This window comes from Pseudomonas sp. MPC6, assembly GCF_006094435.1.
Lineage (GTDB): Bacteria > Pseudomonadota > Gammaproteobacteria > Pseudomonadales > Pseudomonadaceae > Aquipseudomonas.
This window is the reverse complement of the sequence record NZ_CP034783.1, coordinates 6613361-6636703: the sequence shown is the minus strand read 5'-3', so window position 1 is coordinate 6636703 and position 23343 is coordinate 6613361. Positions and strand designations below refer to the sequence as shown.

Genomic DNA, 23343 nt, shown 5'->3' with positions numbered 1-23343 from the left:
CCTGATTGGGGTGCGGACTGGAGTGGTTATGGGTGATCGGCACGACTATGTGGCCCTCGAGTGGGTCAAGGGCGAGATTGCCGAAACGTTGAAAGTGGCGCATCAGGCGATCGTCACCTTGCTGGATGACCCGCAGGCGACGCACGCCCTGAGCGAGTGCCTGGCGTGCATCCATCAGGTTCATGGCAGCCTGCAGATGGTCGAATTCTACGGCGCGGCGCTGTTCGCCGAAGAAATGGAGCAACTGACCCGCGCCCTGCTGCGCCACCGTGTCAGCCTTCGCGAGGAGGCGATCCATCTGTTGCTGCAGGCCCTCGGGCAACTGCCGATCTACCTCGACCGGGTGCAAAGCGTCCGTCGGGACCTGCCGCTGGTCATGTTGCCGTTGATCAACGATCTGCGCACCGTCCGCGGCGAAAGCCTGTTGTCGGAAACCAGCCTGTTCATCCCGCAATTGCCGGACCTGCCGCCACTGGATGAGCAATCCCTGGCGTTGCTGGAGCCGGCGGATTTGCCTGATGTGCTACGCAAGCTGCGGCAGATGTTGCAGATGGCCCTGGCCGGTTTGCTGCGCGAACAGGATGAGGAGGCTAATCTCGGGTATCTGGCCCAGGTGTTTTCGCGCCTGGAAGGGCTGTGTGGCCCTGCGCCACTGGGGCCGTTGTGGCAAGTCGCCTCGGCGCTGGTCGAAGGCATGCGCAGCGGCGCGATCGCCAACAGCCCGGCCTTGCGAAGCCTGTTCAAGGAGGCCGATCAGGAACTCAAACGGCTGCTCGAACGGGGCATGCCCGGCATCAATCAGCCGGCGCCACCGATGCTGCTCAAGCGTTTACTGTTTTACATTGCCAAGGCCGAACACCCCACCGGGCAGATGCTGACCATGAAAGATCGCTACGGACTGGACGATGCGCTGCCTGACAGTGCGATGGTCGATGAAGAACGGGCACGGCTGGCCGGCCCCGACCGCGACGCCATGCGCTCGGTGCTTTCAGCGCTGTGCGAAGAACTGGTGCGGGTCAAGGAGCGCCTGGACCTGTTCGTGCGCAGCGATCGCCAGCACACCTCGGACCTCGAGAGCTTGCTGGCGCCGCTGCGGCAAATCGCCGACACCCTGGCGGTGCTCGGTTTCGGCCAGCCACGCAAGGTCATCATCGACCAGTTGGCGGTGGTACTGAGCCTAGCCCAAGGCCAGCGCGAGCCCAATGACGCAATCCTGATGGATGTCGCCGGCGCCTTGCTCTATGTCGAAGCGACCCTGGCCGGCATGGTCGGCACCGTCGAGCCGCAAAGCCAGGAAGAAAGCCGTCTACCGACCACGGACCTGACGCAGATCCACCAGATCGTGATGAAGGAAGCCCGCATTTGCCTGCAACAGGCCAAGGACATGATCGTCGACTACATCGACGCCGACTGGGATCGCCAGCACCTGCAGCCACTGCCGGCGCTGCTGACCCAGGTGCGCGGCGCGCTGGCGATGATTCCGTTGAGCCGCGCGGCGAGCCTGATCGAAACCTGCAACCAGTTTATCCACGAGCATCTGTTGCTGGATCCGGATCACCCCGGCTGGCAGGAACTCGACAGCCTGGCCGACATCGTGACCAGCATCGAGTACTACCTGGAGCGCCTTGGCGACGATCCCGAAGCGCCGGGCGAACATCTGCTCGACGTCGCGCAAAAGAGCCTGGCCGCCCTCGGCTTTTTCCCCAGCGAGCAACAGGTGCCGGTGCTTGAAGAGGTGCTCAGCCCGACGCAGGCACAGGTGATGCGCGATCATCAGGAACTGGACGATCCGGCCCTCCTGCAGACCCTGGCCGATGTGCTGGGCAATCCCGTCGCTGCCGACAACCCGCCGGCGGATGAGGTGACGCAGGATGTTGCGGCGCTTGATCCGGTGTTGCTGGAGATTTTTCGCAACGAAGCCGAAACCCATCTGGGCAGTCTCAACCGCTTCCTCGACCGGGCTGCCGAGCAGCTGCCGTTGCAGGCCAGCGACGAGTTGCAGCGGGCCTTGCACACTCTCAAGGGCAGCGCCTCCATGGCGGGCGTTTTGCCGATTGCCGAGCTGGCAGCGCCGCTGGATCAATTGACCCGGGAATACAAGGCCCACCTGCTGGCGCTGGATCTGGATGAAGTCGAACTGTTGCTGGAGGCCGAAGGCCTGTTCCGCCTCGGGCTGCGGCAACTCAAGCGCGACCCGCTGGCCGGGATTCCCGGTGCCCGCTCGTTGATCGAGCGCACCCAGGCGTTGCTGGCCGAGCGTCTGCAAAGTCTACTGAGTGCACCCAATACCGGGCTGCGCATCAAGCGCGATCCGCAGTTGATCAACAACTTTCTCGCCCAGGGCATGGACATTCTGCTGGATGCCGAAAGCCTGTTGCGGCGTTGGCAGGAACATCCCGGCGAGCGGCAGGAACTCAGTGCACTGCTGGACGAATTGACCACCCTGGGCGAAGGCGCGCACCTGGCCGATCTGCATCCGGTGGATGAGCTCTGCGAAGCCTTGCTCGACCTCTATGGCGCAGTGGAGGAAAGCAGCCTGGCGGTCAGCGAGCGGTTTTTTCACGAGGCGCAAAGTGCCCACGAAGCATTGATCAACATGCTCGACGAACTGGCCGCTGGCCAGGAAGTCAGCCCGCAACCGGAGCGGATCCAGGCCTTGCGCGGCTTGCTCGATGAGGGCCTCGATCCCTCGGCCATGGGCCTGATCCGTAGCGACGGCAGCCGAACCCTGAGCATTCGCGAGCTGGGCAGCGCTACGGCTGAACTGGCACAGACCGCAACCGAATTCGGCCTCCCGCAATCCCCTGATGTAGGAGCTGGCTTGCCAGCGAAGGACTCACAGGCGCCGCGTTTATCCATGGAAAACGCGTCATCGTTAACGACCTTCGCTGGCAAGCCAGCTCCTGCAGGGGGCCGTGTCGGGCTGGACGATGAGATCGTCGCGATCTTCCTCGAAGAAGCGGTGGATATCCTCGACAGCGCCGGCCAGGCCCTGCAACGCTGGCTGGGCGACCCGGACAACGCCGCGCCGCTGTTGTCCTTGCAGCGTGACCTGCACACCCTCAAGGGTGGTGCGCGGATGGCCGACGTCGACCCCGTCGGTGACCTGGCCCATGAGTTGGAAAGCCTTTACGAAGGCCTGGTCGATCGCCGTTTCAGTCACGGCGAAGCCTTGGCGCAGCTGCTGCAACACAGCCATGACCGACTCGCCGAGTTGCTTGAGCAACTGCAACACCAGCAGCCATTGACCGATCCGGGGGAGTTGATCGACGTCATTCGCCACTACCGTCAGGACAATGCCCGTACCCTTGAGCGGGTCGAGCCCGCGCCGGCCAACGACACGGCCGCCCATGATCCCGAGTTGCAGGACATCTTCCTCGAGGAAGGTTTCGACATCATTGAAAACTCTGGCGCGGCATTGGTGCGCTGGCAAGCCGAACCGACCAATCGTCAGGAAGTGGAAACCCTGTTGCGCGATCTGCACACCCTCAAGGGGGGCGCGCGGATGGTCGAGATCGTCCCGATCGGCGACCTCGCCCATGAGCTCGAATTTCTCTACGAGGGCCTGTCCGCTGGCGTGCTGCAAGCCACCCCCGCGTTGTTCGCGCTGCTGCAAAGCAGCCATGACCGCCTGGCGCAAATGCTCGACGCGACCCGCGCCGGGGACCCGTTGCCAGCGGCCGATCAACTGATCGACGCGATCAGGAATTTCAGCCACCCAGCGGTGCCTGAAACGCCGGCTGTCACACTCGCAACGCACAAGCCCGAGCCACTCGTGCTGCCACCTGACGCCGGCGCCGACATGGTCAAGGTCTCGGCTGAACTGCTCGACGACCTGGTCAACCTGGCCGGCGAAACCTCGATCTTCCGGGGGCGGATCGAGCAACAGGTCAATGATGCGCGCGTGGCCCTGAGCGAAATGGAAACCACTATTGAGCGCATGCGTGATCAGTTGCGCCGCCTCGATACCGAAACCCAGGGGCGGATTCTCAGCCGTCAGCAGGTCGATGCCGAACGCCTGGGCTACGAAGAATTCGATCCGCTGGAAATGGACCGTCATTCGCAGTTGCAGCAGCTGTCGCGGGCGCTGTTCGAATCCGCCTCCGACCTGCTCGACCTCAAGGAAACGCTCGACCGGCGCAATCAGGACGCGGAAAACCTGCTGCAACAGCAGGGCCGCATCAACACCGAATTGCAGGAAGGCCTGATGCGCACGCGCATGGTCCCGTTCGAGCGCATGCTGCCGCGCTTGAAACGCATCGTCCGCCAGGTCTCCAGCGAACTGGGCAAGGACGTGGAGTTCATCGTCGGCAACGCTGAAGGCGAGATGGACCGTAACGTGCTCGAACGCATGGCGGCGCCGCTGGAGCACATGCTGCGCAATGCCGTGGACCACGGGCTGGAGTCCGCCGAGGTGCGTATCGCGGCCGGTAAACCGGCTCAGGGGCGGATTACCCTCGACCTGTCGCGAGAGGGCGGCGACATCATTTTCGACATCCGCGACGACGGGGCCGGCGTGCCGCTGGACGCGGTCCGGCGCAAGGCGATCAAGCGCGGCCTGCTGGCGCCGGACAGCCACATCAGCGACCGCGACGTGCTGCAGTTCATCCTGCAACCGGGGTTCTCCACCGCCGAGAAAATCACCCAGATTTCCGGGCGGGGCGTCGGCATGGACGTGGTTCACGAAGAAGTCCGGCAACTCGGCGGCACGATGAGCATCGACTCCGTGCCCGGGCAGGGCGTGCACTTCCGGATTCGCCTGCCGTTCACCGTCTCGGTCAACCGCGCGCTGATGGTGCAGTGCGGGGAGGATCAATACGCGATCCCGCTGAACACCATCGACGGTATCGTGCGTGTGTTGCCCAACGAACTCGAAGGGCATTACCGGCTCGATCCGCCGACCTACAACTACGCCGGGCAACACTATGAACTGTGTTACCTCGGTGAATTGCTCAAGACCAGCGCCCGTCCCAAATTGCTGGGCCAGAGCCTGCCGCTGCCGGTGTTGCTGGTGCAGTGCAACGAGCGACATGTTGCCGTGCAGGTCGATGCCATGGCTGGCACCCGCGAGATCGTGGTGAAAAGCCTCGGTCCGCAGTTCGCGGCGGTACAGGGGTTGTCCGGGGCCACGATCCTGGGTGATGGCCGGGTGGTGCTGATTGTCGATCTGCTGGCACCGATCCGCGCCATGCAGGCACGTGTGCCGCAGCGAGCATTGGCTCACGACGCGGAACCCGAGCCGCACAAACCGTTGCTGGTGCTGGTGGTCGACGATTCGGTCACCGTGCGCAAGGTCACCAGCCGTTTGCTCGAACGCCACGGCATGAACGTGCTGACCGCCAAGGACGGTGTCGACGCCATGTTGCTGCTCGAAGAACACCTGCCGGACCTGATGCTGCTGGACATCGAAATGCCGCGCATGGACGGCTTCGAAGTGGCGACCCGGGTGCGCGCGGACGAACGCTTGCGGCACCTGCCAATCATCATGATCACCTCGCGCACCGGCCAGAAACACCGCGACCGCGCCATGGCCATCGGCGTCAACGACTACCTCGGCAAGCCGTACCAGGAATCGGTGCTGCTCGACAGCATCGCCCTATGGAGCAAGACCCATGCTTGAGCATCGCACCAGCAACCTCACCGGACTGCTGTTGCCCCTGGCCGACCGTCACCTGATTTTGCCCAACGTCGCCGTCGCCGAGCTGATCGATTACCAACCGGGCACCTTCGATCTCGATGCGCCACCCTGGTGTCTCGGGCGGGTCGCGTGGCGTAACCGGCAGATTCCATTGCTCAGTTTTGAGTCGGCCTGTGGCAACAAGATCGTCATCGGTGAGCGGGCGCGGATTGTCATCCTCAATGCCCTTGGGGGGCTGCCGGAGCTGAAGTTCATTGCGCTGCTGGTGCAGGGGATTCCGCGCTCGTACAAGCTCGACAGTCAGTTGAGCTATGTGGATGTGCCGTTGTGTTCGCTGGAACAGGCGGCCGTGCAAATAGGGGAGCAGGTGGCGAAGGTGCCGGATTTGCTGGCGCTGGAGGCGTTGTTGGTGAGTGCCGGGCTCATATGACCGGACGCCTTCGCCGGCAAGCCGGCTCCTACAGGGGTTTGTGTTGACCACAATTGATCGGTACGCAGGTGGTCATGCAGGAGCTGGCTTGCCAGCGAAGAGGCCCTTCCAGTCGACATCATTGTTGGCTGAAAGGACGCCTTCGCCGGCAAGCCGGCTCCTACAGGGGTTTGTGTTGACCACAATTGATCGGTACGCAGGTGGTCATGTAGGAGCTGGCTTGCCAGCGAAGAGGCCCTTCCAGTCGACATCATTGTTGGCTGAAAGGGCGCCTTCGCCGGCAAGCCGGCTCCTACAGGGTTTTGTGTTGACCACAATTGATCGGCACGCAGGTGGTCATGCAGGAGCTGGCTTGCCCGCGAAGAGGCCCTTCCAGTCGACATCATTGTTGGCTGAAAGGACGCCTTCGCCGGCAAGCCGGCTCCTACAGGGGTTTGTGTTGACCACAATTGATCGGTACGCAGGTGGTCATGCAGGAGCTGGCTTGCCAGCGAAGAGGCCCTTCCAGTCGACATCATTGTTGGCTGAAAGGACGCCTTCGCCGGCAAGCCGGCTCCCACAGGTTTTTGTGTCTGGCCAAAAAATTGAGTCGCTGCACGGACACTGTGGGAGCCGGGCTTGCCCGCGATGATGGCAGTACCGGCTACAGAGATCTCCTGTCGATCATTACTCTGACCGTAACGATCCGTCTCCCTGCTTGATTGATGCCCCCACCCAACACTCCTAATGTGACTCCCACGACAGCGAACCCGTGGAGTGGTCATGACAACAACAATATCCCCCGACTCGCGATGGACGCGGCGGCGCAGCGAAAAGCAGCGGCGTCTCGCGCTGGTGCGAGATCTCGCCGACGGTGTGGTGTTGCCCACCGACAAAATCGTGGCGGCGCTGGAGGCCTTGATCCTGCCCGGCGACCGTGTGGTGCTGGAAGGCAATAACCAGAAGCAGGCGGATTTCCTCTCGCGCTCCCTGGCCAAGGCTGACCCGGGCAAGCTGTATGACCTGCACATGATCATGCCCAGCGTCGGTCGCGCCGAGCATCTGGACCTGTTCGAACGCGGCATCGCCCGCAAGCTCGACTTCTCCTTTGCCGGCACCCAGAGCCTGCGCATCAGCCAGTTGCTCGAAGACGGCCTGCTGGAAATCGGCGCGATCCACACCTACATCGAACTCTATGCGCGACTGGTGGTGGACCTGATTCCCAACGTCGTGCTCTCGGCCGGTTTCATGGCCGACCGCGCCGGCAATATCTACACCGGCCCGAGCACCGAAGACACTCCAGCATTGATCGAACCCGCCGCCTTCAGCGACGGTATTGTCATCGTCCAGGTCAATCAGTTGGTGGACGATGTCAGTGACCTGCCGCGGGTCGACATCCCGGCCTCCTGGGTGGACTTCGTGGTGGTGGCCGACAAACCGTTCTACATCGAACCGCTGTTTACCCGTGATCCACGGCACATCAAGCCCGTTCACGTGCTGATGGCGATGATGGCGATCCGCGGGATCTACGAAAAGCACAACGTCCAGTCCCTCAACCACGGCATCGGTTTCAACACCGCCGCCATCGAACTGATCCTGCCGACCTACGGTGAATCCCTCGGCCTGAAGGGCAAGATCTGCCGCAACTGGACCCTCAATCCGCACCCGACCTTGATCCCCGCGATCGAAAGCGGCTGGGTCGAAAGCGTGCATTGCTTCGGCACCGAACTGGGCATGGAAAACTACATCGCCGCCAGGCCAGATGTGTTCTTCACCGGTCGCGATGGCTCCCTGCGTTCCAACCGCATGTTCTGCCAACTGGCGGGGCAATACGCGGTGGACCTGTTCATCGGCGCGACCCTGCAAGTCGATGGCGACGGGCATTCCTCTACCGTGACCCGCGGCCGCCTGGCCGGTTTCGGTGGTGCGCCGAACATGGGCCACGACCCGCGCGGTCGTCGCCACGGCACGCCGGCCTGGCTCGACATGCGTCACGACGATGCGCCCGAAGCGTTGCTCGAACGCGGCAAAAAGCTGGTGGTGCAAATGGTCGAGACCTTCCAGGAGGGTGGCAAACCGACCTTCGTCGAAACCCTCGACGCCGTCGAGGTGGCGAGGAAAAGCGGCATGCCGCTGGCGCCGATCATGATCTACGGCGATGACGTCACGCACCTGCTGACCGAAGAAGGCATCGCCTATCTATACAAGGCTCGGTCCCTTGAAGAACGCCAGGCAATGATTGCCGCTGTCGCCGGGGTGACGGTCATCGGCCTGCGCCACAACCCGAAAGACACTGCGCGCATGCGCCGTGAAGGCCTGATCGCCTTGCCTGAAGACCTCGGCATCCGCCGCACCGACGCCACCCGCGAATTGCTCGCCGCCAAAAGCGTGGCCGACCTGGTCGAGTGGTCCGGTGGCCTGTACAACCCGCCCGCCAAATTCAGGAGCTGGTAATGCATGCATTCAACCTGCAACCCAAACCGCTGTCACTGGCCGAAAGCCTGGCGGACCTGGCGGTGGACGCGCTGATCGACGAAGCCGACCTGTCGCCAAAACCGGCGCTGGTCGACCGTCGCGGCAATGGCGCTCATACCGATTTGCACCTGGGACTGATGCACGCTTCGGCGCTGTCGCTGTGGCCGGCGTTCAAGGAAATGGCGCAAGCGGCCAGCGAGTTTGGCGAGGTCGGTTTGCCGCTGCGCGAAGCCATCGGGCGGATCGGTCGGGAAGGGGAGCAAGCGATGCTCGCCACCACCAAAGGCGTCAATACTCATCGCGGAGCGATCTGGGCCTTGGGTTTGTTGGTCACTGCCGCCGCGCTGGAACCTGAATCCACGACCCCAGGCGCGATTGCTTTGCGCGCCGCACGCCTGGCGTTACTCGATGACCGTTACGCGCCGCATCCGCTCAGCCACGGCGCACAAGTCGCCCAGCGTTACGGTGCTCGTGGCGCTCGTGAAGAAGCGCAGCTGGGATTCCCGGCGGTGATTCAACGGGCGTTGCCGCAACTCAAACACAGCCGTGCTGCCGGCCATGGCGAGCAGAACGCCCGGCTCGATGCCTTGCTGGCGATCATGAGCATCCTGGCCGACACCTGCGTGCTCTACCGCGCAGGCGAAACGGGCCTGCAGACCATGCAGCTCGGCGCCCAAGCGGTGCTCGAGGCGGGTGGCAGCGCCAGCCTCGACGGCCGCCGCCGTTTGCATGAGCTGGACCACCAATTAATCGCATTGAACGCCTCGCCCGGCGGCGCTGCGGACTTGCTCGCCGCCTGCCTGTTCATCGACCGTATCGAGTCGGGCCACGGCGTCAACCAGGGAGCCTTCTGATGGAAACCTTATCTTTTGAATTCCCCGCTGGGCAGCCGCCACGCGGTCGCACGCTGGTGGGTTGTGTCGGCTCGGGCGATCTGGAAGTGCTGATCGAACCGGGTCAGGCCGGCACGCTGACGATCAAGGTGCAGACCTCGGTCAATGGCGCCGAACAGCGCTGGCAGCATCTGTTCGCGCGGATGTTCGACGGCCAGAACCCACTGGCGATGGCGATTGATATCCATGATTTCGGCGCGACCCCTGGCGTGGTGCGCCTGCGTCTGGAACAAGGCTTCGAGGAGATTGGCCATGACTGACAGTGCAGCCCTCCTTAAGCCATACCTGCAAAGACGCAGCTTCATCGAACTCGGTGCCCGGCAACGGGCGAAAGTCTTGCTCGATGCCGGCACCTTCCGTGAATTGCTCGACCCGTTCCAGCGCGTCATGTCGCCCTGGCTGTCGCGCCAGGGCGTGGTGCCGCAGGCCGATGACGGCGTGGTGATCGCCAAGGGCAGCATCGCCGGTCTGCCGGTGGTGATCGCGGCCATCGAAGGCGCATTCCAGGGCGGCAGCCTCGGTGAAGTCGGCGGAGCGAAGATTGCCGGTGCACTGGAACTGGCCGCCGAAGACAACCGCAATGGCATTCCCACCCGCGCCGTGTTGCTCCTGGAGACCGGCGGCGTGCGCTTGCAGGAAGCCAACCTCGGGTTGGCGGCGATTGCCGATATTCATGCCGCGATTGTCGATCTGCGCCAGTACCAGCCGGTGATCGGCGTCGTAGCCGGCAGTGTCGGTTGCTTCGGCGGGATGTCGATTGCCGCCGGGTTGTGCAGTTATTTGCTGGTGACCCAGGAAGCGCGGCTCGGCCTGAACGGCCCGCAAGTGATCGAACAGGAAGCCGGGCTTGAGGAATACAACTCCCGTGACCGGCCCTTCATCTGGAGCCTGACCGGTGGCGAGCAGCGTTTTGCCAGTGGCTTGGCAGATGGTTTTGTCGCTGACGATGTGGCGCAGATTCAGGAGCAAGTCAGCCGGTTGCTGCAAAAGGGCTTGCCTGAGCAACAACGCAGCCGTCAGGCCGAGCTGTTCCTGCAACGGCTGGCCCGCCTGGATGCCGAGCCGCAAATCGAGCCGGCGACGGTTCGCGATCTGTATCAAGGAGAGCGCTCATGAGTTCGTATTCCCTGAGAGGCTTGCACTGGTTCAATGCCTTGAGTGCAGGCGCTAAACCGGTTGAGGGTTTACCGGCTTCGTTGAAGGTTGCCGATGGTGTTCTGGGTGATCGTTGCGTTCGATTCATCGCCGTAGTCGCCGACCCCGACAACCGCTTCGTCCGCGCCCGTAATGGCGAGGTGGGTCTGCTGGAAGGTTGGGGCCTGGCCAAGGCTGTGGATGAAGCGATCGCAGCCGATCTGGATAAAACGCACAAACGCGCCTTGATCGCCATCGTCGATGTGCCCAGTCAGGCCTACGGTCGACGCGAGGAAGCGCTCGGCATTCATCAGGCCCTGGCCGGGGCGGCAGACAGTTATGCCCGTGCGCGCCTGGCCGGCCACGCCGTGATCGGCTTGCTGGTGGGCAAGGCCATGTCCGGGGCGTTTCTGGCGCATGGTTATCAGGCCAACCGGCTGATCGCCCTGCGGGATCCGGGGGTGATGGTGCATGCGATGGGCAAGGCTTCGGCGGCGCGGGTGACGTTGCGCAGCGTCGAAGAACTCGAAGCACTGGCCGCCAGCGTGCCGCCGATGGCGTATGACATCGACAGTTACGCGAGCCTTGGGTTGCTCTGGGAAACCTTGTCGGTGGAACAGATCGAGCAACCGACCGCGGCGGATCTGACGCGGGTGACTGAATGCCTGACCCAGGCGATTGGCGATGTCGCCACCAGTGGCCGAGACCTGAGCAGCCGCTTGGGTGCGACCAGCCGCGCGGCGTCGAGCAAGGTTCGCCAATTGCTGAGAGAGCAGTGGTGAACACGCTACTGGCCCACGACCTGCTCTGGGGGATGACCCCGGAGCAGTTGCCTGCGGATGCGCCTTCGTGGGTGATCGAGTCGATCCGTGCGGGTCAACCGGTGGTGGTTCGGCGTGCGTTGAGCGCGGCGGATCACATCGCAGTCGGCGTGCGTGGGCGGTTGCGTGAGCAGCGGTATGCAACGGTGATGTCGGTCCATGCGATTCAGCGTCAGGTACGGCCGGAAGCGCTTTGCAATGTCTCGATTGATCGGGATTTGCCGGCAGTGCGCGCTCTCAATCAACTGCGGCGGATGCTCGATTCCTGTGAGTGGGTGTGGGGTGTCAGCGGCAGCGCCGGGTTTGAATTGGCCAGCGGGTTTACCGCCTTGCACGAGCACAGCGACCTCGACCTTATCCTGCGTACACCGCAACCTTTGGAGCGAACTCAGGCGCAGGAGTTGGTGAAGCTTCTCGATGCGGCGGAGTGCTTGGTGGATATGCAACTGCAAACGCCAAACGGCGCTGTCGCCCTGCGCGAATGGGCCGGTCCCTCGAAACGGGTCCTGCTAAAAAACGCCAGTGAAGCCTGTTTGGTAACCAATCCCTGGAACCCGCAGGAGCAAGCAGCGTGAGCAGTTTGCTGGTGTTCCCAGGCCAGGGCGCGCAGCAGCCGGGCATGCTTCATCGTTTGCCTCGGGAAACAGTGATCGAGGCGAGTGAAGTCCTCGCGGAAGACGCTTTTCTTCTGGATTCAGCCGAAGCGCTGAAGTCGACAAGAGCGGTTCAGCTCTGCCTGCTGATCGCCGGCGTCGCGGCTTCACGCCAGTTGTTAATGACGGCGGATTACGTGGCGGGATTGTCTATCGGTGCTTACCCGGCGGCAGTGGTTGCCGGTGCTTTGAGTTTCAGCGATGCGCTGCATCTGGTCAGCCTGCGCGGTGAGCTGATGCAACAGGCTTATCCACAAGGCTTTGGCATGACGGCAATCATCGGTCTGGATCTGGCCACGGTGGAAAGTTTGCTGGCAAAAGTTCACAGCGATGCCACGCCGGTTTACCTGGCCAATATCAACGCCGATACCCAGGTGGTCATTGCCGGCAGCGATGGCGCGATGAAAGTGGTGGCCGAGTTGGCGAAAAGTCACGGTGCAGGTCTGGCCAAGCGTCTGGCCGTCAGCGTGCCGTCCCACTGCCCGCTGCTGGAAACCTCTGCGAAAACCCTGGCCGAAGCCTTCGCCAGGGTGCAGCTGAAAACACCGACGCTGGGCTACCTGAGCGGCAGTCGCGCCCGGCCCGTGATCGATACCGAAGCCTTGCGCGACGACCTGGCTTTCAACATGTGCCGCGTGGTGGATTGGCGCGGCACGGTACAAAGCGCCTACGAGCGCGGCGTACGGCTACAGATCGAACTGCCGCCCGGTGCGGTGCTGACCGGGCTGGCGCGCCGGGTGTTCGAGCAGGGCACGGTGATTGCCTTCGACGGTGCACGGCTCGATACCTTGCAGGCGCTGTTGCGTGAGGAGGGTCACCGCCAACCCTAGATCACGACTCAGGCCTTCGAACAACAAAAACAACATTCGACGATGCATTTTGAGGACGACAATAATGATTATTTACGGTGTGGCGTTTCTCGCCTTTTGTACCCTGACGGGTATTTTTATCGGCGAGCTGCTCGGCAAGCTGATAGGCATCCCGGCCAATGTCGGCGGTGTCGGTATTGCGATGCTGCTGTTGATCGGGCTCGGCAGTTACCTCAACAAAAGCGGCTGGTTCAAAGGTAAAACCGAACAGGGCGTAGAGTTCTGGAGCGCAATTTACATTCCGATTGTCGTTGCCATGGCGGCACAGCAGAACGTTTATGGCGCGCTCAAGGGTGGTCCAATGGCGATTCTGGCGGGTGTGGCTGCAGTCACCATCGCTTTTGCCTTGGTGCCGGTCCTGGTTCGTATCGGCAACAAAGAACCGGCCTCGGTCATTCCTCCCAAGACTATAGGGTGATCGCCATGTACGAATCGATGATGAAGGTGATTACCGGTTACAGCCTGATCAGTGGCTTTGCGATTGTCGGCGTGACAATGTGGATATCCTACTGGATTTCCAATACGTTCACCAAAGGCCGCTTGCACGGCTCGGCCATCGCCATTTTGCTCGGTCTGTTGTTGTCGTATTTCGGTGGTGCGTTGACCGGTGGCCAGAAAGGCGTGGTGGACATCCCGTTGCTGTCCGGGATCGGTCTGCTGGGCGGTGCCATGTTGCGGGATTTCGCCATTGTGGCCACGGCGTTCGGCGTCAGTGTCGATGAGCTCAAACGTGCCGGTTTTGTCGGAGTACTGGCGTTGTTCGTCGGCGTCGGGACGTCGTTCATCGCCGGTGTCGCCGTGGCTATGGCCTTTGGATACACCGATGCGGTAAGCCTGACCACCATTGGCGCCGGGGCCGTGACGTATATCGTCGGTCCGGTCACCGGGGCTGCCATCGGTGCCAGTTCTGAGGTCATGGCGCTGTCGATTGCGGCAGGGTTGATCAAGGCCATTCTGGTGATGGTCATGACGCCGTTCGTGGCGCCAATGATTGGTCTGAACAACCCACGCAGTGCGGTGATCTTCGGGGGCTTGATGGGGACCTCCAGCGGTGTGGCGGGCGGGTTGGCGGCCACGGATCCGAAACTGGTGCCTTATGGTTGCCTGACCGCCGCGTTCTATACGGCGCTGGGCTGTTTGCTTGGGCCTTCGGTGCTGTTTCTGATCATGCGCGGAATAATGGGCTGATGTCGTCGAGGGTAAGCCTCGCGCCTGCAGGGGTTGCATAACCCCTGCAGGCGCGAGGTTTGCTCGCGAAGGGACGCTGCGCTATCAAGCCTGGCGATTGGCATACATCCGACACTCCGCCAGCAACGCCAGCAAATTCGGATCCCGCTCCTTGGCCTTCAAGAACACCACGCCAATGTGTTGCTGCAACCGATACTTTTCCTGCAACGGAATCAGCTTCACCCGGTTCTCGTACACCGCCGCGATCCGCCCCGGCAGCAACGCATAACCCACCCCCGAACTGACCATGCTCAGCAAGGTGAAGATATCGTTGACCTGCATCGCCACCTTGGGCTCGAACCCTGCCTGCTCGAATACCCGTTTGCCGTCCTGATGCGTGGCGAAGCCTTGGGTCAGGGTAATGAACGTCTCGTCGCGCACTTCGGCCAGATCCACTTCGGTTCGTTGGGCGAACTTCGAGTCCGCCGGCGTAGCCAGGAAGATATCGTCGGAAAACAGTGGGATCTGCTCGCAATCCGGGTCGTTGATGCTTTCGTCCAGTGACACCAGGATCGCATCGACCTCCATGTTCTTGAGCTTGTACAACAGGTCGAAGTTCGAGCCGAGGATCAGGTCGATGTTGAGCTCGCTGCGCCGGATCTTCAGGCCCATGATCAGCTGCGGCACCGTTTTCACCGTTAGTGAATACAACGAGCCGAGCTTGAAGCGCTCGGCGGAAAAACCGGCCGCTTCACGGGTCAGGCGCACGGTTTCGACCACGTCCTGAATCAGCTTCTGCGCCCGTTCTTCCAGCACATAAGCGCTTTCCAGCGGTGTCAGGTTGCGGCCTTCGTGCTTGAACAGCGGGCAGCGCAGGGCGCTTTCCAGGGAGTGGATCGCCCGGTGCACGCTGACATTGCTGGTCTGCAACTCGGCCGCGGCCCGGGCCAGATTGCCGGTGCGCATGAAGGCCAGGAACACCTCGAGTTTTTTCAGGGTCAACTCTTCGTCGATCAGCATGATGCAGACTCTTATTCGAATGGCTCGATTGTGCCCAATTCCCGAGGCTCACGCTTGCTGCCCTTCGTAGGAGCTGGCTTGCCAGCGAAGGCGTCCTGAAGAACACCACCAGTCTCGAGGTCCTTTCGCCAGCAAGCCGGCTCCTACAGGGGGGATTTGCGTGCTGAAACATTGCGCTTTTAGTCTCAAGGCCTGAGCCTTGCGCGATGTTGCAACGAATTTCGAGGTGAGCAACACATGTATCACGGGGAAAGATTGAACGCCTGGACGCATCTGGTCGGGGCGGTAGCGGCGTGCGTCGGGGTGGTGTGGATGCTGGTGATCGCCGGCATGGACGGCAGTCCGTGGAAAATCGTCAGCGTGGCGATCTACGGATTCACCTTGCTGGTGCTCTACAGTGCGTCGACCGTTTACCACAGCGTTCGCGGCCGCAAGAAAGAGATCATGCAGAAGGTCGATCACTTTTCGATCTACTTGCTCATTGCCGGCAGTTACACACCGTTCTGCCTGGTGACCCTGCGCGGGCCCTGGGGTTGGACGTTGTTCGGGATTGTCTGGGGGCTGGCGCTGATCGGCATCCTGCAAGAGATCAAGCCGCGTTCGGAAGCGCGGGTCTTGTCGATCGTGATTTACGCGGTGATGGGCTGGATCGTGCTGGTGGCGGTCAAGCCGTTACTGGCGGCATTAGGCAGTACAGGTTTCGCCTGGCTGGCATCTGGCGGCGTGCTGTACACCGTGGGCATTGTTTTTTTTGCGCTGGATAGTCGTTTGCGCCATGCGCACGGGATCTGGCATCTGTTCGTGATCGCCGGGAGTTTGCTGCACTTCGTGGCGATTATGTTTTATGTCTTGTAGACCGCGTCGCTGCCATTCGCGAGCAAGCCCGCTCCCACATTAGATCGGTATGTTGCTGAAGATTTGTGAATCACCACAAATCCCCTGTGGGAGCGGGCTTGCTCGCGAAGGGGCCCTAGAAATCGCCCCAAAGCTGCTGGGCCACCGCCAATGCCACCACCGGCGCAGTCTCTGTGCGCAACACCCGAGGGCCGAGGCGGGCGGCATGAAACCCGGCAGATTGCGCCTGATCAACCTCCGCATCCGACAATCCACCCTCCGGCCCGATCAGAAACGCCAGCGTCGCAGGTCTGGCATGACTGACCATCGGTTCGGCCACCGGATGCAGCACCAGCTTCAACTCTGCTTGAGTCTGCTTCAACCAATCGGCCAATAGCAGCGGCGGATGAATCACCGGCACCCGTGAACGTCCGCACTGCTCGCACGCGCTGATCGCAACCTGGCGCCAATGCATCAGGCGCTTGTCGGCGCGCTCGTCCTTGAGCCGGACTTCGCAGCGGTCACTGAAGATCGGGGTGATTTCAGTCACGCCCAGTTCGGTGGCTTTCTGGATTGCCCAGTCCATACGCTCGCCACGGGACAGGCCTTGGCCGAGATGGATCTGCAGCGATGACTCGACTTGTCCGCTGAAGCTTTCATCGATCCGCACCACGACGCGCTTTTTGCCGACCTCTACCAGCGTGGCGCGAAACTCGTGGCCCGAGCCGTCGAACAATTGCAGCGCGTCACCCTCGGCCATGCGCAGTACGCGGCTGATGTAATGGGCCTGGGCTTCGGGCAGTTCGTGCTCGCCGGTGCTCAGGGGGGCGTCGATAAAGAAGCGGGACAGTCTCATGCGGGTTCTCTGGAGAAAAGGTGTAATCGTCTGAAGGTCGTGTCGACCTTATCGCTGGCAAGCCAGCTCCTACAGGATTTGTGGTTACCGCAATTTTTGTGCACGACATCTAACCTGTAGGAGCTGGCTTGCCAGCGAAGGCGGCAGTCCAGGCACCCACAAGCTCAAGTGAAATCAATCAACCCGGATCACGGAAACCCGGATGAAAGTCCTTGGGCACCGAAACACTGACGCTATCACGGGTCGCAATGTCGATGCCTTCACTGGCCACTTCCGCCAGGAAATCGATCTGCTCCGGCGTGATCACGTAGGGCGGCAGGAAATACACCACGCTGCCCAACGGTCGAAGCAAGGCACCACGCTCCAGCGCATGCTGGAACACCTTCAAGCCGCGACGTTCCTGCCACGGATAAGCTTCCTTGGTGGCCTTGTCCTTGACCATCTCGATCGCCAGCACCATGCCGGTCTGGCGCACTTCCGAGACGTTCGGGTGGTCAGCCAGGTGAGCGGTGGCGGAGGCCATGCGCTGGGCCAACGCCTTGTTGTTCTCGATGACGTTGTCTTCTTCGAAGATATCCAGCGTCGCCAATGCCGCCGCACACGCCAGCGGGTTGCCGGTGTAGCTGTGGGAATGCAGGAAGGCGCGCAGGGTCGGGTAGTCGTCGTAGAACGCGCTGTAGACATCTTCAGTGGTCACGCAGGCCGCCAGCGGCAGGTAACCGCCGGTCAGGGCCTTGGACAGGCACAGGAAGTCCGGACGGATGCCGGCCTGTTCGCAGGCGAACATTGTCCCGGTGCGGCCGAAGCCGACGGCGATTTCGTCATGGATCAGGTGCACGCCATAACGATCGCAGGCTTCGCGCAGCAATTTGAGGTACACCGGGTGGTACATGCGCATGCCGCCGGCGCCCTGGATCAGCGGTTCGACGATCACCGCAGCGACAGTGTCGTGGTTCTCGGCCAGGGTCTGCTCCATCGCGGCAAACATGTTACGCGAGTGTTCTTCCCAGCTCATGCCCTCCGGCCGAAGGTAGCAATCCGGGCTCGGCACCTTGATGGTGTCCAGCAGCAGCGCCTTGTAGGTCTCGGTGAACAGCGGCACATCGCCCACCGACATCGCCGCCATGGTTTCGCCGTGGTAGCTGTTGGTCAGGGTGACAAAGCGCTTCTTGTCAGGCTGGCCGCGGTTGAGCCAGTAGTGAAAGCTCATTTTCAGCGCGACTTCGATGCACGATGAGCCGTTGTCGGCGTAGAAGCACCGGGTCAGTCCCTCGGGCGTCATCTTTACCAGGCGCTCGGACAGCTCGATCACTGGCTGATGGCTGAAACCGGCGAGGATCACGTGTTCCAGCTGATCGACCTGATCCTTGATGCGCTGGTTGATTCGCGGGTTGGCGTGGCCGAATACGTTGACCCACCAGGAGCTGACAGCGTCGAGGTAACGTTTGCCCTCGAAGTCTTCCAGCCACACGCCTTCACCGCGCTTGATCGGTATCAGCGGCAGTTGCTCGTGATCTTTCATCTGGGTGCAGGGATGCCACAACACCGCGAGATCGCGTTGCATCCACTGATTATTAAGGCCCATGTTCAGTCTCCTCGAGGCGGTCCGTGACATCTGCGGACATACAATCGCGCAAGCCTATGCAATGCGCGTCCCCGGAACAACCCATTGCGCCGTTTGAGCTACTTTATATAGGACGAAAGACGTCACTGGCGGCCTTTTGATAGCTAACGTATTCTTCGCGGTTCTTTGGGTCGTCTGACTCGTAAAACCGCTATTTCCTTGTGTATTTTCGGAGTTCTCTGAATGTCTGCTGGTTGGCTGCGCGCCTGTGCGCTGGTGATGTTGGGGCTGTTCAGCGTGTCTGCGCTGGCCAAGGATAAAACGGCGATCGTGATCGGCGGCGGCCTGGCGGGCCTCACGGCTGCGTATGAGCTGCAGAACAAGGGCTGGCAGGTCACGTTGCTGGAAGCCAAGCCGAGCCTGGGCGGCCGCTCCGGCATGGCCACCAGCGAGTGGATCGGCAACGACAAGACTCAGCCGGTGCTGAACAAATACGTGTCGACGTTCAAGCTGGGCACCACGCCGGCCCCCGAGTTCGTGCGCACGCCGGGCTATTTGATCGACGGCGTGTATTACTCCGCGGCCGATCTGGCCACCAAGGACCCGACCACGGCCGAAGCGCTCAAGCGCTACGAGAAGACCCTGGACGACCTGGCGCGCTCGATCGAAGACCCGCAGAACCCCTCGGCAAACAGCACGCTGCATGCGCTGGATCAGATAAACGTTTCCAACTGGCTCGACCGGCTGACGTTGCCAGCGACCGCCCGCCAGCTGGTGAACCAGCAGATCCGTACCCGCTATGACGAACCATCGCGCCTGTCGCTGCTGTACTTCGCCCAGCAGAGCCGGGTGTACCGCGGCGTTTCCGACCGTGACCTGCGTGCCTCGCGCCTGCTCGGCGGTAGCCCGGTATTGGCCCAGGCTTTCGTCAAGCAACTGAAAACCATCAAGACCAGCGCCCCGGTCTCGGCGATTATCCAGGACAAGGACGGCGTGACCGTCAAAGTCGGCAGCGTCGGTTATCAGGCCGACTACGTCGTCGTGGCCGTGCCGTTGCGCGCACTGAACAAGATCCAGATGACCCCGGCGCTGGATGCCCAGCACCTGGCCGCGATCAAAGGCACCAACTACGGCTGGCGCGACCAGATCCTGCTGAAGTTCAAGACGCCAGTGTGGGAAAGCAAAGCGCGCATGTCCGGCGAAATCTACAGCAACACCGGCCTGGGCATGTTGTGGGTCGAACCTGCACTGAAGGGCGGCGCCAACGTGGTGATCAACCTGTCCGGCGATAACGCTCGCGTCATGCAGGCCTTCGGCGACAAGCAGATGGCCGATCAGGTATTGATCCGCCTGCACGCTTTTTATCCACAGGCGCGCGGTTCGTTCACCGGTTATGAAATCCGCCGCTACAGCACCGACCCGTCGATGGGTGGCGCTTACCTGGCCTTTGGTCCGGGACAGATCAGCAAGTACTGGCGCCTGTGGGAGCGTCCGATTCAGCGAGTAGCGTTCGCTGGTGAACACACGGACACCTTGTACCCGGGCACCCTGGAAGGTGCCTTGCGCACGGGGCAGCGGGCGGCCAGCCAGGTGGAAGACCTGGCGGCGGGCAAATCCTTCGAGCCTGCGAAGGTTGTTCCGGCGGCGGCCGCTGTGGCAGCCGGCGCGGTGGCGGCGAAGAAGGGCAACTTCTTCAGCAATCTGTTTGGTGGTTCGGATGACAAGCCAGCACCGGTCAAGGCGCCTGAACCAGTCGCTCCGGTTGCACCGGCACCGGCTCCAGCGCCAGTTCCGGCCCCTGCGCCAGCGGCTGTTGAAGCACCAAAACCGGCGGCACCGGTGAAGGCCGAACCGGCGAAAAAAGCGCCGGCCAAGGCACCGGTGAAGAAGCCTGCGGCCAAAACCGAGGCTAAAAAGGCTCCGGCAAAGAAAGCTGAAACGGTGAAAAAGCCAGCGGCCAAACCGGCGGCGACCACTGAGACCAAGGCTCAGTAACGTTCAGGGGTAAAAAAAGCGCGGCTCAAGGGCCGCGCTTTTTTTTGCTCATTTATCAAGCATGTAGCACCCCGGTTTTGCCTGCGCGGCGCCCTGGAGTCGCCAATCCACGATCCGGGTCCTACACGCCTCAGCGATATATCGGATGCTTCCCACAAAGAAATCGGATCGAAATGATAGATAGCGCCTGACCTTAAATTCTATGTTCTTCAAAAAACTGGAGAGCATCATGAAAGCACTGGCGGCAATAATAATATTGATAGCCGTATCTGGCTGTGTAGATGGTCGTCAAATGACAACAAATGGCACTGAACTAGCGCACAAATGCCAGATAGATCCGTACCACCATGATTGCTTGCAGCCCCCTTCAGTTTTCCATAATTAGAGTGAAAAATCCCATGTATAAATCTTCATGCCGTTTGGTAGTTCTTTAAGCAGTTTATTCGTTGCCTTTGCAAACCGACCAGGCACGAAGCCAAAGCGGGCCCAACACAGGTTTCCCGTGCGCTGATCGTAAATGACTACATTCCCATCATCTTGCATTGTCATACAAGTGTTGTACCAAAGCGATTTGTCCCTACTGTGAGTGCTTTCAGCAATCCATAAACGCCTTCTTGACGGATCATAAAGAAAACCACTGTTGCTTATCACAAACTGCAAAGGCTCGCGCATTTTTTCGGGTACAAAGTTTTGCTATAAATCTGGTTTTCATCTGCAACCCAGACTACCGCGCCGCCATCCGTAATGACCAAATTTCCATCAGCCTGCAATACCAACTGGAATCGCCCGTTTTCGGACATAAGATACTGTCCCGGTGACATCGTTTGATTGGGAGGCAGAACCGAGGTGCCACTTGCTTGAAATGGGGTATAAGAAATAGCCATGTTTTTACCTTAATCAATGAAGGATTGAGCGCTCATTGAATCAAGTTTAAATATGGAAATGGCCATACATATTTATCGCATGTCTTAACAATATTCATCGCAGGTTTGCGTGTAACAGAATGGAATCGGCAGCCATCAAGTGCTCTGGATCGATGAAGACTGAGCCTGCCAAGAAAGCGCCGGCCTATCGCCGGCGGAAAAACTGGTCCCGGTCCTACACGCCTCGGCGATATATCAGATGCTTCCCACAAAGGAATCAGATCGAGATGATAGACAGCGCCTGACCTTAAACTCTATGTTCTTCAAAAACTGGAGAGCATCATGAAAGCACTGGTAGCAATAATAATATTGATAGCCGTATCTGGCTGTATAGATGGCCGTCCAGTTCTTGAAGGACACAGCGTAGAACTGAGCCACAAATGCCAGATGGACCCGTATAAGCCTGATTGCTTGCAGCCCCCTCCGGTCTTCCATAATTAGGATGCGGTGACGGCCAAGCCGGTCAGAAGGCTTTAGCCGCTGAGGCATGGCGCAGTGAGGCTTTGGCGTGAACAAAAGTGCGGTTCATTGGCTGATGCCATTCAGTGAAGCGAATGCGGTTCCTACAGGGTTCTGTGGTAGACACCTGTCTTGGGTTCACGCTGATCCACTTTGGGAACGAGACCGGCTGCCGGCGAAGGGGTTCTCGAACACCAGTTTTTCCTCGACTACCACTAACATCCCGCCACAAACTCGCCTTTAATCCTTCCTTAACTCAGCTACCTCAGACTCTTGATCGTATTTCTCGATATTTCAAAGCGAAATTTTCCGCTTTAAATCGATAGATAACTCGATAGTCTTGGTCGCAGTTCTCACGGGATTTGGGCAATGCAGCTACGTAACTCTTCTTCGCGCTACGGTTGGATCAGCGTGTTCATGCACTGGGGTGTGGCGCTGGCAGTCTTCGGTCTGTTTGCGTTGGGCTTGTGGATGGTCGGTCTCGACTACTACAGCACCTGGCGCAAAGACGCGCCGGACCTGCACAAGAGCATTGGTCTGGTGCTGTTCGCCGTCATGCTGCTACGGGTGCTGTGGCGTTTTATCAGCCCACCGCCGCCGGCGCTGCAAAGCTACAGCCGCATGACGCGCATTGGCGCCACGTTCGGCCATGCGTTCCTCTACCTCAGCCTGTTTGTCGTGATGATTGCCGGTTACCTGATTTCCACCGCAGACGGTGTCGGGATTCCGGTGTTTGGCCTGTTCGAAGTTCCTGCGCTGGTGTCCGGACTACCGGACCAGGCAGACACCGCCGGTGTGATTCATTTCTATCTGGCGTGGGTGCTGGTAATTTTTTCCGGCCTCCATGCGTTGGCAGCATTGAAGCACCACTTTATCGATCGTGATGCGACCCTGACACGAATGCTGGGTCGCAAAGCTTGAAGTTCAACCTCGACTCCAAAGGAATAGAAAGCATGTTGAAAAAGACGCTCGCCGCTCTGGCAATCGGTTCCGCTCTGCTGTCCGCAAACGTAATGGCGGCTGACTACGTTGTCGACAAGGAAGGCCAGCACGCCTTCGTCGACTTCAAGATCAGCCACCTGGGCTACAGCTACATCACCGGTACCTTCAAGGATATCGACGGCAAGTTCAGCTTCGACGCTGCCAAGCCGGAAGACAGCAAGATCGAGTTCAACGTGAATACCGCCAGCGTGTTCACCAACCATGCCGAGCGCGACAAGCACATCGCCAGCAAAGACTTCCTGAACGGGTCTAAAGCGAAGTTCGTCTCCACCAGCGTCAAATCCACCGGCAAAAACGCCGATGGCAAAGACACTGCCGACGTGACCGGCGACCTGACAATCCTTGGCGTGACCAAGCCAGTCGTGGTCAAGGCCACTTTCCTGGGTGAAGGCAAGGATCCATGGGGCGGCTACCGTGCCGGCTTCGAAGGCACCACCAGCATCAAGCGTTCGGACTTTGGCAAGCAGAAAGACCTGGGCCCAGCGTCCGATGCGGTCGAGCTGTACGTTACGTTTGAAGGTGTGAAAGCGAAGTAATGCTGAGACTGTAGGAGCTGGCTTGCCAGCGAATGCGACATCTGCGACATCTGCGGCACCGCAGAAACCGAGTTGCCCCCTTCGCCAGCAAGCCG

The 23343-nt window shown here is 60.7% G+C and carries 19 protein-coding genes; 15 read left to right on the top strand and 4 right to left on the bottom strand.

The features are described 5' to 3' along the window. Positions 1 to 28 precede the first annotated feature (28 nt). From ELQ88_RS32985 to madM, 11 genes are all read left to right on the top strand, one after another. On the top strand, positions 29 to 5620 hold the full coding sequence (locus ELQ88_RS32985; protein ID WP_138969395.1) for an Hpt domain-containing protein: 5592 nt from the start codon (positions 29 to 31) through the stop codon (positions 5618 to 5620). After that, a complete protein-coding gene (locus ELQ88_RS32980; RefSeq protein ID WP_138969394.1) occupies positions 5613 to 6068 on the top strand; it encodes a chemotaxis protein CheW in 456 nt (151 codons plus the stop codon). Before ELQ88_RS32985 ends, ELQ88_RS32980 begins: the two co-directional genes overlap by 8 nt. Before the next feature lie 762 nt (positions 6069 to 6830). Then, a complete protein-coding gene (mdcA, locus tag ELQ88_RS32975) occupies positions 6831 to 8501 on the top strand; it encodes a malonate decarboxylase subunit alpha (RefSeq protein WP_138969393.1) in 1671 nt (556 codons plus the stop codon). Further along, the gene (locus ELQ88_RS32970) at positions 8501 to 9376 is read left to right on the top strand and encodes a triphosphoribosyl-dephospho-CoA synthase (RefSeq protein ID WP_138969392.1); all 876 of its coding nucleotides are present in this window, start codon (positions 8501 to 8503) and stop codon (positions 9374 to 9376) included. The genes mdcA and ELQ88_RS32970 overlap by 1 nt, the downstream gene beginning before the upstream one ends. Continuing rightward, positions 9376 to 9675: a malonate decarboxylase subunit delta gene (locus ELQ88_RS32965; protein WP_138969391.1), complete on the top strand. Its 300-nt coding sequence runs from the start codon at positions 9376 to 9378 to the stop codon at positions 9673 to 9675. The genes ELQ88_RS32970 and ELQ88_RS32965 overlap by 1 nt, the downstream gene beginning before the upstream one ends. Further along, positions 9668 to 10531: a biotin-independent malonate decarboxylase subunit beta gene (locus tag ELQ88_RS32960; protein ID WP_138969390.1), complete on the top strand. Its 864-nt coding sequence runs from the start codon at positions 9668 to 9670 to the stop codon at positions 10529 to 10531. Before ELQ88_RS32965 ends, ELQ88_RS32960 begins: the two co-directional genes overlap by 8 nt. Continuing rightward, a complete protein-coding gene (mdcE, locus tag ELQ88_RS32955; protein WP_138969389.1) occupies positions 10528 to 11331 on the top strand; it encodes a biotin-independent malonate decarboxylase subunit gamma in 804 nt (267 codons plus the stop codon). Before ELQ88_RS32960 ends, mdcE begins: the two co-directional genes overlap by 4 nt. Beyond that, positions 11325 to 11945, top strand: coding sequence for a malonate decarboxylase holo-ACP synthase (locus tag ELQ88_RS32950; protein WP_138969388.1), 621 nt, complete (start codon positions 11325 to 11327; stop codon positions 11943 to 11945). Before mdcE ends, ELQ88_RS32950 begins: the two co-directional genes overlap by 7 nt. Further along, a complete protein-coding gene (gene mdcH, locus ELQ88_RS32945; protein WP_138969387.1) occupies positions 11942 to 12853 on the top strand; it encodes a malonate decarboxylase subunit epsilon in 912 nt (303 codons plus the stop codon). The genes ELQ88_RS32950 and mdcH overlap by 4 nt, the downstream gene beginning before the upstream one ends. Before the next feature lie 64 nt (positions 12854 to 12917). Further along, complete coding sequence (gene madL / locus ELQ88_RS32940; protein WP_138969386.1) at positions 12918 to 13310, top strand: malonate transporter subunit MadL; 393 nt, start codon at positions 12918 to 12920, stop codon at positions 13308 to 13310. 5 nt (positions 13311 to 13315) lie between these two features. Further along, a complete protein-coding gene (madM, locus tag ELQ88_RS32935) occupies positions 13316 to 14080 on the top strand; it encodes a malonate transporter subunit MadM (RefSeq protein ID WP_138969385.1) in 765 nt (254 codons plus the stop codon). 84 nt (positions 14081 to 14164) lie between these two features. On the opposite strand, the gene ELQ88_RS32930 is transcribed toward madM, so the two are convergent. Continuing rightward, on the bottom strand, positions 14165 to 15079 hold the full coding sequence (locus ELQ88_RS32930; RefSeq protein ID WP_128870686.1) for a LysR substrate-binding domain-containing protein: 915 nt from the start codon (positions 15077 to 15079) through the stop codon (positions 14165 to 14167). A 237-nt stretch (positions 15080 to 15316) separates the two neighbouring features. Here ELQ88_RS32930 and ELQ88_RS32925 point away from each other — a divergent pair, with 237 nt between their 5' ends. Continuing rightward, entirely contained in the window at positions 15317 to 15934 is a 618-nt protein-coding gene (locus ELQ88_RS32925; protein WP_138969384.1) for a hemolysin III family protein, read from the top strand. Positions 15935 to 16049: 115 nt separating this feature from the next. On the opposite strand, the gene ELQ88_RS32920 is transcribed toward ELQ88_RS32925, so the two are convergent. Together ELQ88_RS32920 and ELQ88_RS32915 are read right to left on the bottom strand one after the other, a co-directional pair. Then, positions 16050 to 16769, bottom strand: a complete 720-nt coding sequence (locus ELQ88_RS32920) for a 16S rRNA (uracil(1498)-N(3))-methyltransferase (protein WP_128870684.1) — start codon at positions 16767 to 16769, stop codon at positions 16050 to 16052. A gap of 178 nt (positions 16770 to 16947) precedes the next feature. Beyond that, positions 16948 to 18354 carry an adenosylmethionine--8-amino-7-oxononanoate transaminase gene (locus tag ELQ88_RS32915; protein ID WP_138969383.1) on the bottom strand — a complete coding sequence of 469 codons (1407 nt, stop codon included), beginning with the start codon at positions 18352 to 18354 and terminating at the stop codon, positions 16948 to 16950. Positions 18355 to 18576: 222 nt separating this feature from the next. Here ELQ88_RS32915 and ELQ88_RS32910 point away from each other — a divergent pair, with 222 nt between their 5' ends. Continuing rightward, on the top strand, positions 18577 to 20328 hold the full coding sequence (locus tag ELQ88_RS32910; RefSeq protein ID WP_138969382.1) for a flavin monoamine oxidase family protein: 1752 nt from the start codon (positions 18577 to 18579) through the stop codon (positions 20326 to 20328). 647 nt (positions 20329 to 20975) lie between these two features. Here ELQ88_RS32910 and ELQ88_RS34925 read toward each other — a convergent pair. Beyond that, on the bottom strand, positions 20976 to 21212 hold the full coding sequence (locus ELQ88_RS34925; RefSeq protein ID WP_228761582.1) for a hypothetical protein: 237 nt from the start codon (positions 21210 to 21212) through the stop codon (positions 20976 to 20978). Between the two features lie 867 nt (positions 21213 to 22079). Between ELQ88_RS34925 and ELQ88_RS32900 the strand changes: the two genes are divergently transcribed. Both ELQ88_RS32900 and ELQ88_RS32895 read left to right on the top strand, forming a co-directional pair. After that, a complete protein-coding gene (locus tag ELQ88_RS32900) occupies positions 22080 to 22631 on the top strand; it encodes a cytochrome b (RefSeq protein ID WP_128870682.1) in 552 nt (183 codons plus the stop codon). Positions 22632 to 22663: 32 nt separating this feature from the next. Then, positions 22664 to 23248, top strand: coding sequence for a YceI family protein (locus ELQ88_RS32895; RefSeq protein WP_138969381.1), 585 nt, complete (start codon positions 22664 to 22666; stop codon positions 23246 to 23248). Positions 23249 to 23343: the final 95 nt, after the last annotated feature.